Genomic DNA, 12,181 nt, shown 5'->3' with positions numbered 1-12,181 from the left:
CATAATGTAAACTAGATCACCTCTGTCTCATCATTCATAGAAATATAACTTTTTTTAGATAAAATCCATACACTTATAAAAAAGATAAAAAGACAGACAAATAAGCGTATACATATACCAGTAGCATCTTCAAAGACATTTATATAAAAAGCATTTGTAAATAAAAATCCATGTAATATAAATCTATCTAATAAAACAGCAGTAATCATACATATTATTACAAGTAAACTAGGTAAAAATAATTGCAATAAAGCACTTATCATACATATAAAAACACTCGCAAATAATTGAATGCAAAATAATAATGGATAATTTACATCAACACTAGTTACAGCCATCATATTTGACATCAAAAACAACTGTAAAATCATACTCCCAGCAAAAAAGTAAACAAAAACAAATAGCTTCAAATAATATATGGAAACTAATTTCAATGCATTATTCACTCTGTAAACAACATAAATACTAAAAAAATTCGACATAGAATATACAGAAAAAACGATAGTTAAGGGAATAAATATAGTCGATAAATTATAAAACGACATAACCTTATACAAAACTTCCAATTCGTTCATTTTCTCTTTTATAATTCCGGTTTCAAAATAATTGAACAAACAACCAATGATACTGACATTAAGTAAAAAGAGAATACTTAACCAAACATATTTCATCCTTATAGTTTCTTTCATAACATTATAAAAGAACATGCTTCCTACTCCCCCGTAAATAAAGAACTACAGAACAAAACCAAATACATAACAGTACACTAAGAAAAATTTGTAATTCAAAAAAGCCAAAATCTTTAATTAAATAATCTTTAGGATTGAGAATCCCTTTTCCAATACCAAGCCAAAAAATATGTAAAATAAATGGAACTAAATAAACAAAATAAACTCGTTTTATAAAAAACGAAACTGATAAAGCTAAACTCGAAAAAACTGCACCGTATAAACTATTTAAAAATACATACATTAGAAAATATAAAGTAGGATACTCATAATAAACCGTATTAAATTGAGCTGTTGGTGAAACAGTAGCCGCCATATAATTTAATATCGGATGCGGAGCAACTGTCGGATAAGTCATCGCATATAAATAAAAATGAAATAGTAAAGGGACACTTATAATAAAAAAAGATACTATAAAATTAATACAATAAAGTAATCTAAAATAATGACGCGTTCCCATCTTAGAAATGACAGGATAAATAAATCCATAATTTTTATCAATTCTATAAATCCCAGCTACAGCCATTGCAGAAATCATAGGAAATATAAGTAGATAAAATTCACTATAAAATGGTAATCTATTAAAATGTAAAATGTTAGATAAATATGGAGATACCTTTATAATCCCAGCATCATTAAATCCTTTAGTTGTCACAAACATAGCAATATATTGAGCAATGACAATTACTAACATAATAAATACAGACAACCAAAACATCCTACCTTTTAAAATCCTTCCTAAAAAGTAACTCATCTACAACTCCTCCATAAACCATTAATGAAATTTAAATCTTTTTTAATATGAACAGTTGATCCGCAACACCATAACATTTATTTTCTTTATTTAACCAAATGTAACGAAAAGAAACATTTGCTCTCTCTCCTTCAAATTTAGGAAACTCAACTTCATACTGATAAACATCATTTGTACCTTTTCTTTTTACACTCTTAACTTCTTGTTTCCACTGAATTATTTTTCCATCAATTTGTTCAATCCGTCCCAAAAGATACGTTGGTTTTTTCTTATTCGTCACACCCGTTAAAAAAACATAATAATTTTCTGGTATCACTCCTGACTTTAATTTTTTATTTGAAAGCTTATCCTCTATTAAGCTATCATTTCTTTCTATTTGACCTTGAAAGAAATCATCACCATTTTCACTTTTCAAAAACACTTGTTCAACAATAGTATTTTTCTTAATTTCTTGTAACTGAATACTTTTCAAATTATCTTTTTCCGTTAAAGTATCTTCAATATTTACAATCGGTTCATCTACTTTCTTTTGACAAGAAACTAAGAAACTAATACTCAATATAAAAAAACAAACTAAAATATATTTTGAAAGAAACCTCATTTATTTTTATCAGCTTCTGTCCAAACGTTAAAAGAACCACCGCCCTTCTCACTACTCTTTACACGCATATACATAGAAGTAGGTGTCTCTTTAGGACGTGCATTAGTAAAATCATATGCATTCCAAAGTCTAAAGGTAAATTCTACATGATCATCCTTTGTATCAGCCTTAGCAGGTTCGATTAAAGCAAAAGTACTAGCTAAAATACCTAACGATAAAACAGATCCAAACATAAAACGACTTTTTTTCTTAATGCTCACTAAAAGCACCTCCGATAATTTGTAGCATTATATTGATTTTATTTTTTTACTAAAGAAACAAAGTAAATCTATATAATGCAATTTTAAGATAACAAAAGCAAAATACACTATCAATTGATTCCAGAAAACTTAATATTTTATTTACAATTATAAAATATTGCTAAATTAAACAAAATTAGTATACTCCTAACAAGTACATACTTATGGAGATAATCACATTCAAAATCTCAATACAAAAAAAGCGCAGCCATTTCGGCTACGCTTTCGAATTATTATTTAGTTTCGATTAAACCGTACTTCCCATCTTTACGGCCATATACAACATTAGTTTCGTTTGTATCAGCATTTGTGAAGACGAAGAAATTATGTCCTAGCATATCCATTTGTAGGATTGCCTCTTCAACGTCCATCGGTTTTAAATCGAATCGTTTTGTACGTACAAGTTCTAATTCATCTTCTTCTACCTCATCCAAAACAGCTACTGCTTCTGGAAGGATAAAGTTCGTTTTTATAGAACCTTTCTCACGTAACTTACGATTTACTTTTGTTTTATGTTTACGAATTTGTCGCTCAATTTTATCAACTACTAAATCGATAGCAGCGTACATATCGCTATTAGTTTCTTCTGCACGAAGTAATAAATCAGTAAATGGAATTGTTACCTCGACACGTTGCTTGTCAGAGTATACTTTTAAATTAACTTTAATCTCTGGGAATGTATCAAAATAACGCTCTAACTTACTTAGTTTTTTCTCTACATATTCCTTTAATGCTGGAGTTACTTCAATATTTTCACCACGAATGTTGAATTTCATAGATGAATTCCTCCTTTCAAGCCTATGTACTATAATTTCGACATTGGCTTAAAAACTCCTTCTAACTTTTTTAAAAAAATTAGTGGAATTGCGATTTTTTTATCGTTTTTTGTTGAAATGAAAAGATGCATCGTTTCTATCTTTATTTTATCCTATTAACATCGTGAATAACGAATATTTCTGTGGACAATTCGTTACAGAAAAGAAACAACTTTTTGACAACTTACCCTATAACAAAAACCCCTTGCGAAAAACAAGAGGTTCTACTACATATATATAACGTTGCCACAAACGCAGCTTTCTCTTCCCAAAACAATATACCCTACAGTTTCACAACATTAGCTGCTTGTGGTCCACGTGCTCCATCTACAATGTCAAACTCTACTTGTTGCCCTTCTTCCAATGACTTATACCCATCTTGTTGAATAGCAGAAAAATGGACAAATACATCGTCACCATCTTCACGCTCAATAAACCCAAATCCCTTTTCTGCATTGAACCATTTCACTCTTCCTTGCATGTTCATTCCATTCCCTTCACTCTAAAAATCAGGGCATTTGCCCCATATTTTGACTATAACGAATGACAACATATGAAGTCAAAGAAGACTTATCGCCTTTTTATTATCCCTTTCGACACTGTCATATTAACTTCTACAAAGTGTCAAACTAGATACTTCCCTTGCCCCTCTTTCATATAACAAACTTCCGATTTGCCTAACTGTAATCCCTGTCGTATACACGTCATCAACGAGTAAAATATGTTGCCCAGAAAACATCTCTTCTCCCTGAAAATAAAAAGGATTGCTTCCTGACACCCTTTCTTTACGTGTCTTCTTACTTTGCTTTTCTGTTTCCCTTCTTCTTAATGATGGATAAGAAATTTTGACAGGCAAACAAGTTGCTAATAACTCAGCTTGATTAAAACCACGTTCAATTTCCCTTTCCTTACTAAGCGGAACAGCGATAACAGTTGAAACATTGGCAAAACACTTTTGAAATAAACTTCGAAAAGGACGATAAAAAATGTGCACTAACTCTGCATCCCCCTGAAACTTAAACTGCGCTACTATTTCTTTCATCTCATCATCATACATATATAACGAACGGTTTTTAAAAGAACGATACTTCTCCTCTTTCATCCACCTTATACAATCTATACAAATACCGTCTTCTTGAAATGAGGCAGGAACAAATTCTAAAGGTCGCCCGCACTCCATGCAAATTTCTCCTATAATATAGGAAAGTTTCTGCTCACATCTATCACATATATATTTTCTATGACACTTTACAAAAAAAGTGTACCAACTAACCTTTTCTACAAAACACTCATCACAAAGTAAACAATGCATTAATCGATCAATCCTTGTTCTTTCGCATTTTTATTCATACCTTGAATATGTTTTTTCGCGCGCACCATCGCCTCTGTCTTGCCATAGTGAAAATAAATGACCTCTCCATATGGTGCTTCAAAGCTCCGCCCTGCTCGGCCCGCAATTTGTACGAGCGCACTTTCTGAAAATATTTCTTCTTCCGCCCCTAAAACTGCAACTTGCAAATTTTTCACCGTTACGCCTCGCTCTAAAATTGTCGTTGTAACTAATAATGGGATTTCTCCCTTTCTGAACGCTGCGACTTTCTCTTTTCTCATCGGATCTTCTGCATGTACCCCTTCAACTTTATTATGCAATGATTTCAATAACGAGCTTATTTCTTCTATATATCGTACATGGGGAACGAATAAAAAAACAGGATACTTTTTGTTTAAGTACATCTTTAACCATTGTAGTAAAACTCGAGGAATTCTTTCACGGTTGAGGCTTTTCTTCCAATTTCCGCACCAGCAAAATAGAGGAACTGGCAACGGATGACGGTGATATCGTCCAGAAACAATAACACCTTTTTGTTCACCTTTTCTAAATTTTCGCTTCCACGCTTCATCTGGAGTCGCAGTTAAATAAATACGCGCCGCTTCTTCTTTCATCGCTTGTTTTACCGCGTACTGTAACATTTGATCTGCACAATATGGAAAAGCATCTATCTCATCTACAACTATGACATGAAATGCCCTATAATAACGTAATAATTGATGCGTGGTCGCAACGACTAGTACTGCATCTTTTTCTTTATCTACACTCCCTCCATATAAAGCCGCTACCTTTATATATGGAAATACTTCTTGTAATCTCGGTGCTAATTCCAAAACAACATCCGTTCTTGGCGTTGCGATACAAACTCTTTCTCCTTTTTGAAGCGCTTCGTTAATACCGTAAAACAACATCTCTGTTTTCCCAGCCCCGCATACAGCCCAAATAAAAAATGATTCTTTTTGCTTAATAGCCTCTATAACTCCTTGCGCCGCCAAATTCTGGCCAGTAGACAACGTCCCGTTCCACTGTAACAAATTTGAATTCTTTTCTCTCTTTCTTTCAGCAATCCCGCGAACAAGTACAGTACATTCACTTACTCTCCCCATCGTTATACACTTCCTGCAATATGTGCACACTTTACTGCACCTTTTACATAAAAACGACGCAAATAGCCGCCGATCTACATTTCCACAGCGTTGGCACATATATTTAGAATTCTTCTTTTTTACACCTTGTACACACACGACCTCTCCCTTCTTTTTCAAATCGTTTAATTTCCTCTGTAAATCTGAAGAAAGTTCTTCTAATAGCAACTGTTTCCCCGCTACCATCAACAATCACCTCCAGCACTACTATAAACCTTTCTCATCATCTCGTAAAAACTCAAAAAAGCCGATAACCTACTTATAAAATAGTAAGCTATCGACTTTATACACTTGTTTTATTCTTTTATAAATCCTAGAATCGACCGTATCCTAAGAAATGTTTTTTGTTATACGAACTGTTAATATCACCGTACGCAATTCCTTTATCACTAGCATGGATCATTTGGCCATTACCAACGTAAATACCGATGTGAGATGGACCTGCTTTATAAGTACCTTGGAAGAATACTAAGTCTCCCGGTTGCGGGCTACTTACTTTTGAAACAGAATTCCAGTAACCATTAACGTCTTGACGACCTACACCAAAAATGTAAGAAATGAATCCACTACAGTCAAAACCACCGTTTGATGGAGATGCACTTCCCCAAACATATGGCTTACCTAAATATTGCTTAGCTTTACCAATTACGCCAGTATCCGGTGGAGTTGGTGCTGAGTTTTGCTCTGGTGTTTTCTTTTCTGCTTTAGGTGCCTCTTTTTTAGGCTCTTCCTTTTTAGGTTCTTCTTTTTTAGGCTCTTCTTTTTGAGCTTGTCCACCATTGTTTGCTGGTGCAGCTTGCTCTGCAGGTGCTTGTGCTGGCTGAGCTTGTGCAGCTTTAGCAGCTTGCTCTGCTTGTTTTTGAGCAGCAGCTTCTTGTGCAGCTTTTGCTTGTGCTTCTTCTTCTGCAATGCGTTGTAATTGCAGTGCTTGTTTCTCAAGCTCTTTCAATTGACCTTCCGTACTTGTCATTGAAGTTACAACTGTATCCATTTTACCGCTTAAATCGTTTACCGCTGCTGCTTTTTTCTCTTTTTCAGCGTCAAGTTCTTTCTTAGCAGTTTCAATTTGAGCTTGTGCTTCTTTTAATTCTTTTTGTTTCTCTTTTACCGTTGCAACATCTTTTTTCACACTAGCTTGATCTTCTTGTTGTGTTTTCATGATATCTTCATCAGACTCAAGAATTTTAGAAACAGAAGTTAAACGATCAACTAAATCTGCAACGTTTTTAGAGTTTACAAGAACTTCTGTTACAACGTTCGTATTTGGTTGTTCTTGAAGTGCAACTAAACGCTTTCTTAATAGCTCTTCACGTTTTGCAATCTTTGTTTGTAATTCTGCAATATCTTTATTTTTCTTTTCAATTAATTGCTCAGTATCAGAAACTTTTTTCGTTGTTTCATCAAGCTTTGCAGCATTCTCTTGAACAGATTTATCTAAACCTTGAATTGTTTTGTTTAAGTCATTCATTTGTTTTTGTAATTCATCACGTTCTTGTTGTTGTTTATGTAAAGTGTCATTTTGTGTATTAATTTGTGATTTCACGTCAGAAATTTTATCTTCTGCAAATACATTTGGTGTTAGCCCAGAAAACATTAACCCTGCAACTAATGCGCAAGATGTCATTTTTAGCTTTTTCATTTTATTTTTTACACCGCTTTCTTTTTTCTTTTTCCGTATATAACCTATAAAATTTATACCATAATTCGGGATTTTTTTTGCTAATGTTACGTTTTTGTAAAACAAATGTAATATTATATGTAGCTCTAGCGCAAAATGCGTATATTTTTGTATGTATGTGTAGAAATTTACATACTTTTCTCACTTCTATAAACAAAGAAAAAACGTAAGGAATCCCTTACGTTTTATTAAATATACGAATACAAATGAAATGCTACTTCATCCATTTCTCAGCCCAATTTTGGACCTCATCCATAACACTTTCTAACGCTTTTCCCTTGTCAGTTAAGCCATACTCGATTCGAACTGGTACTTCTGGATAGACATTACGAACTACAATGCCCTCGCTTTCCAATTCCTTCAAACGCTCTGACAACATACGATCGCTCATATTTGGGATAATATCTGCGATTTCTCTAAAACGTTTCGACTCTTCAAGCAAAGATTTAATAATTAAGCCAGTCCACTTCTTACTAAGCAGAGTAAAAGCTGACTCAAACTTTGGACATAAACAAGAATTATGCTCCATATGTTTCACCTCTCTTCTATTATAATATAGTTTCTTGTAAAAAGTAAGTTATAAAACTTTCCTCATTATTTTATTTTACGTACATTTTACCATTTCCAAATATTAACTTGTCAACTAAACGTAACATACCCGTAAAAAAACCCTCTTAAAAAGAGAGCTTTTTATATCTTTATTACTTCGTATACCATCCAAGACCTAATGCACCTTCACCTAAGTGCGTACCAATTACAGCTCCAAAATAACCTGTACGAATTGTGACGTGAGGATATTTTGCTTCTAATTCTTTCTTCCATTCATTCGCTTCTTCTTCACGTTGCGCATGAATGATAACTGCTTCCATAGGTACACCTTTACTTGCTTGCTCATCAAAAATTTCAATGATACGTTTTAATGCTTTTTTGCGTGTACGAATCTTTTCAAACGGAATAATGATTTTATCTCTAAAATATAAAACTGGCTTCACTTGTAACAGACTGCCGATGAAAGCTTGCGCGCTATTCAATCGACCACCACGCTGTAAATGATGTAAATCATCAACTACAAAATAGGCGTCCATCGTTTTCTTCATTTCATCAAAACGAGCGATAATCTCTTTTGGGTTCTTTCCTTCACTTACTAACTTTGCACCTTCACGCACATAAAATCCTTGTACTTCACAACTAATTTCAGAGTCATACGTGTATACATCAATACCCTCTACCATCTGTCCAGCTGTCGTTGATGTTTGATATGTACCACTAATTCCACTTGATAGGTGAATACTAATAACTGCATCATAATCTTTAGCTAGTTCTTCATATAGCTCAACAAACTTTCCGATTGCTGGTTGAGAAGTTTTTGGAAGTTCCTCTTGTTCACGTACTTTCACATAAAAATCATCTGCTGAAATTTCAGCTTCTTCTTGATAAGATTCTGTTCCAAACACAACGTTTAATGGAATCATATATATATTGAGTTCATCGCGAATTTGCTTCGGTATATATGCCGTACTATCAGTAACAATAGCTATTTTCATTTTCGTACCTGCCTTATAAAAAGTTTTATTTCCTAATTTTACACGAAAACTACAAATGGTGCATCCATACATGAAAATGCCGGTTGAAATTATACCTACCATCTCGACAAATTACAACAAAAAGATAAAATACTCACCAAAAACTTCAGCATATTTAGAAAAAATGTTTGAATATAAAAAGGCTCGCTTTTAAAATGGAAAGTACTAGTCATTTTGATAGATAGGGGCGTACACAAGTGCTATTACAATATTTAACAATCAAAGACTACGGCGAACACGAAATCGTCATTCAAAAATCAAGATTTATTTGTTATATTAGCCGAGCAACGACTGAGGAAGAGGCTCAAGAATTTATACAAAAAATAAAAAAACAACATTGGAATGCAACACATAATTGTTCCGCTTATTTAATTGGCGAACAAGATCATATTCAAAAAGCAAATGATGACGGCGAGCCTAGCGGTACAGCTGGCGTACCAATGCTGGAAGTACTAAAAAAACGTGGACTAAAAGATACCGTTGTTGTCGTAACACGCTATTTTGGTGGCATTAAACTTGGTGCAGGTGGATTAATTCGTGCATATGGAAAGTGTACAAGCGAAGGCATTAATCATGTAGGTGTTGTCCAGCGAAAACTAATGCGTGTGATGCAAACCGAGATTGATTACACATTACTTGGCAAAGTGGAAAATGAATTACGCAATTCAAAATATGCCATTAAAGATATTCATTATCTAGAAAATGTCACATTTGATACGTATGTAGAAGAAGACGGCAAACAAGCATTTACAGATTGGATGATTGAATTAACAAACGGGAAATGTACAATTACAGAAGGAGATATGTTGTACTTAGAACAAGATGTTATCTAAGCATAACCCTATTTATCACCTTCAAAGATTAATGTAGTGAATTACTTCCCTACAAATGAACTAACGAACTAAGGAGATTATATATGGAAGAACGTTATTATCATCTCCAAAATAGCAGAATAAAAAAGAAGCGAAGAAGGAAACTTTTCTTCTTCCTTATTTTCGCATTTTTATTTGGCAGTATAGGAGTTTATGTGTTAAATTCTTACTCTTCTCTTATGGGGATATATAGTGGTTTTACTCGTGAAAAATCAGATTTAAGAGACAAAGATGTAGAAATTACAAAAGAACCTTTTACAATTCTCATTATGGGTATAGAAGATTATGCGACAGACGGTCAAAATGGTCGTACAGACTCATTAATGTTTGCAACAGTCAATCCAAAAACGCAAAAGATTTCACTTATGAGTATTCCTCGTGATTCTCGAGTTAAAATTGTTGGCAAAAATAAGGAAGACAAAATTAACGCTGCCCATGCTTACGGCGGAGAAGAAATGGCAATCAAAACTGTCGAAGGCTTTCTAAAAGTTCCTGTAGACCATTATCTTAAAATTGATTTCCAAGGCTTTAAAGGTATCGTTGATGCTGTTGGCGGCGTTACCGTTGACGTACCCTTCGATTTCTGGGAGCGCTCTGACGTGGATTACTACAAAAAAATTCAATTTAAGCAAGGACAGCAAAATTTAAACGGTGAAGAAGCACTTGCTTACGTCCGTATGCGAAAGCAAGATCCAAATGGCGATTATGGTCGAGCTGCTAGACAAAGACAATTACTAGCCGCTGTTGCTCATAAACTAAACTCCACCTCTACTGTATTTAAAATTAAAGATTTAACAGCTGTCGTTGGAAAATATATAAAAACCGACATTCCTATTTCAGACGGACTCGCTCTTTACAATAAAATTTCTGGATTTGATCCTTCTACAATGCAAACGTTAAAGCTTGAGGGCGAAGACAAAAAGATAGGCGGTATTTATTACTTCCTTCCAGATCCAATCAGTGTAGAAACGGTGCGTAACGAAATTGAAAAAGAATTAGGAGAAAAAGCAAAAAATCCAGCTACAAAAAACAACTCAAATCCTGATTCAAATTCAAGTTCTAACTCTAACGAACAAACAAAAAAAGAAACAAACCAAAATAAAACACCAACTGATCCACCACCTTCTACAAATGCTCATGCAGAGTGGATTATGCGCAATCAGCCGTAACAAAAAGGCCCAATCTATCCGATTGGGCCCTTTTTATTTACTTATTAAAGTGTTGTAAAATTGCTTCTACAATGCGCTCTGATGCACGACCATCACCGTAAGGGTTAGATGCTTTCGCCATCTTATCATGAGCTTCTTTATCTGATAACAACTCATCAGCAAGGCCAAAGATTGTCTCTTCGTCTGTTCCTGCTAATTTCAGCGTACCTGCTTCAATACCTTCAGGGCGCTCTGTTGTATCACGAAGAACAAGAACTGGTACACCAAGTGATGGAGCTTCTTCTTGTACACCACCAGAATCCGTTAACATTAAGTATGAACGAGCTGCAACATTGTGGAAATCAATTACATCTAGCGGCTCAATTAAATGAATACGGTTATGTTCACCTAAAATTTCATTTGCTATTTCACGAACAACAGGGTTCATATGAACAGGGTACACAACTTGTACATCTTCATGCTTTTCTACAAGACGCTTAATTGCACGGAACATATTACGCATCGGTTCACCTAAGTTTTCACGACGGTGAGCTGTCATAAGTACAAGACGATCATTTCCAAGTTTCTCTAGTACAGGATGACTATATGTTTCTTTTACAGTCGTTTGTAGCGCGTCAATCGCTGTATTTCCTGTAATGAAAATACGTGACTCATCTTTATTTTCCTTCTGTAAGTTCGTTGCTGATTTTGCTGTTGGTGAGAAATGAAGATCCGCCATTACACCTGTTAATTGACGATTCATCTCTTCTGGATATGGAGAATACTTATCCCACGTACGAAGGCCCGCCTCAACATGACCTACTGGAATTTGATTATAAAAAGCAGCTAAGCTTGCAATAAATGTTGTTGTTGTATCACCATGTACAAGTACAATATCCGGCTTCGCTTCTTTCATTACTTTATCTAAACCTTCTAAACCACGCGTTGTAACATCAATTAAAGTTTGGCGGTCTTTCATGATATTTAAATCGAAATCTGGCGTAATTCCAAAGATACTTAATACTTGATCTAACATTTGGCGATGTTGTGCTGTTACAGTCACAATCGATTCAATTTTTTCTGGGTGTTTTTGCAACTCTAATACAAGAGGTGCCATTTTAATTGCTTCTGGACGTGTCCCGAAAATTGTCATTACTTTTAAACGTTCAGTCATGTGATTGCCTCTTTTCTTTCACTAATTACAGCTTCTATTATGACATATAAAAAT

General features: G+C 34.3%; 13 protein-coding genes and 1 pseudogene. 2 read left to right on the top strand and 12 right to left on the bottom strand.

From position 1 onward, the window contains the following. Positions 1 to 11 precede the first annotated feature (11 nt). The 11 genes and pseudogenes from ACTFO4_RS11600 to ACTFO4_RS11550 all read right to left on the bottom strand — a co-directional run bounded on the left by ACTFO4_RS11600 (position 12) and on the right by ACTFO4_RS11550 (position 8,894). Positions 12 to 707: a hypothetical protein gene (locus ACTFO4_RS11600; RefSeq protein ID WP_000466505.1), complete on the bottom strand. Its 696-nt coding sequence runs from the start codon at positions 705 to 707 to the stop codon at positions 12 to 14. Continuing rightward, entirely contained in the window at positions 694 to 1,482 is a 789-nt protein-coding gene (locus ACTFO4_RS11595; protein WP_000120052.1) for a hypothetical protein, read from the bottom strand. The genes ACTFO4_RS11600 and ACTFO4_RS11595 overlap by 14 nt, the downstream gene beginning before the upstream one ends. Before the next feature lie 31 nt (positions 1,483 to 1,513). After that, positions 1,514 to 2,083, bottom strand: a complete 570-nt coding sequence (locus ACTFO4_RS11590) for a hypothetical protein (protein ID WP_048655519.1) — start codon at positions 2,081 to 2,083, stop codon at positions 1,514 to 1,516. Next, positions 2,083 to 2,343: pseudogene (locus tag ACTFO4_RS11585) on the bottom strand (hypothetical protein); the annotation flags it as partial. The pseudogene ACTFO4_RS11585 and the gene ACTFO4_RS11590, both read right to left, overlap by 1 nt. Positions 2,344 to 2,615: 272 nt before the next feature. Next, positions 2,616 to 3,158 carry a ribosome hibernation-promoting factor, HPF/YfiA family gene (gene hpf, locus ACTFO4_RS11580; RefSeq protein ID WP_000671185.1) on the bottom strand — a complete coding sequence of 181 codons (543 nt, stop codon included), beginning with the start codon at positions 3,156 to 3,158 and terminating at the stop codon, positions 2,616 to 2,618. A 322-nt stretch (positions 3,159 to 3,480) separates the two neighbouring features. After that, positions 3,481 to 3,678 (bottom strand): cold shock protein CspC, encoded by a 198-nt coding sequence (cspC, locus tag ACTFO4_RS11575; RefSeq protein ID WP_001990088.1) that lies wholly within the window; start codon positions 3,676 to 3,678, stop codon positions 3,481 to 3,483. Positions 3,679 to 3,804: 126 nt separating this feature from the next. Beyond that, entirely contained in the window at positions 3,805 to 4,509 is a 705-nt protein-coding gene (locus tag ACTFO4_RS11570; RefSeq protein ID WP_080447024.1) for a ComF family protein, read from the bottom strand. After that, positions 4,509 to 5,858, bottom strand: a complete 1,350-nt coding sequence (gene comFA, locus ACTFO4_RS11565; protein WP_061457876.1) for an ATP-dependent helicase ComFA — start codon at positions 5,856 to 5,858, stop codon at positions 4,509 to 4,511. The genes ACTFO4_RS11570 and comFA overlap by 1 nt, the downstream gene beginning before the upstream one ends. A 127-nt stretch (positions 5,859 to 5,985) precedes the next feature. After that, positions 5,986 to 7,416 carry a C40 family peptidase gene (locus tag ACTFO4_RS11560; protein WP_326234963.1) on the bottom strand — a complete coding sequence of 477 codons (1,431 nt, stop codon included), beginning with the start codon at positions 7,414 to 7,416 and terminating at the stop codon, positions 5,986 to 5,988. A gap of 148 nt (positions 7,417 to 7,564) precedes the next feature. Beyond that, positions 7,565 to 7,879: a winged helix-turn-helix transcriptional regulator gene (locus tag ACTFO4_RS11555; protein ID WP_000400857.1), complete on the bottom strand. Its 315-nt coding sequence runs from the start codon at positions 7,877 to 7,879 to the stop codon at positions 7,565 to 7,567. A 172-nt stretch (positions 7,880 to 8,051) separates the two neighbouring features. Then, positions 8,052 to 8,894, bottom strand: coding sequence for a DegV family protein (locus ACTFO4_RS11550; RefSeq protein ID WP_025921785.1), 843 nt, complete (start codon positions 8,892 to 8,894; stop codon positions 8,052 to 8,054). 236 nt (positions 8,895 to 9,130) lie between these two features. On the opposite strand from ACTFO4_RS11550, the gene ACTFO4_RS11545 reads away from it, so the two are divergent. Together ACTFO4_RS11545 and ACTFO4_RS11540 are read left to right on the top strand one after the other, a co-directional pair. Further along, entirely contained in the window at positions 9,131 to 9,766 is a 636-nt protein-coding gene (locus ACTFO4_RS11545) for a YigZ family protein (protein ID WP_000926669.1), read from the top strand. Between the two features lie 83 nt (positions 9,767 to 9,849). Then, positions 9,850 to 10,974: an LCP family protein gene (locus tag ACTFO4_RS11540; RefSeq protein ID WP_061457878.1), complete on the top strand. Its 1,125-nt coding sequence runs from the start codon at positions 9,850 to 9,852 to the stop codon at positions 10,972 to 10,974. A 37-nt stretch (positions 10,975 to 11,011) separates the two neighbouring features. Here ACTFO4_RS11540 and wecB read toward each other — a convergent pair whose 3' ends face one another. After that, the gene (wecB, locus tag ACTFO4_RS11535) at positions 11,012 to 12,127 is read right to left on the bottom strand and encodes a non-hydrolyzing UDP-N-acetylglucosamine 2-epimerase (RefSeq protein WP_000140147.1); all 1,116 of its coding nucleotides are present in this window, start codon (positions 12,125 to 12,127) and stop codon (positions 11,012 to 11,014) included. Between the last annotated feature and the right edge of the window lie 54 nt (positions 12,128 to 12,181).

Origin of the sequence: Bacillus cereus group sp. MYBKT14-1 (assembly GCF_051915185.1) — a bacterium.
In the GTDB taxonomy this organism is placed as follows: domain Bacteria; phylum Bacillota; class Bacilli; order Bacillales; family Bacillaceae_G; genus Bacillus_A; species Bacillus_A cereus.
Note: the sequence above shows the minus strand (reverse complement) of the source record. Positions and strands in the feature narration are given on the sequence as shown.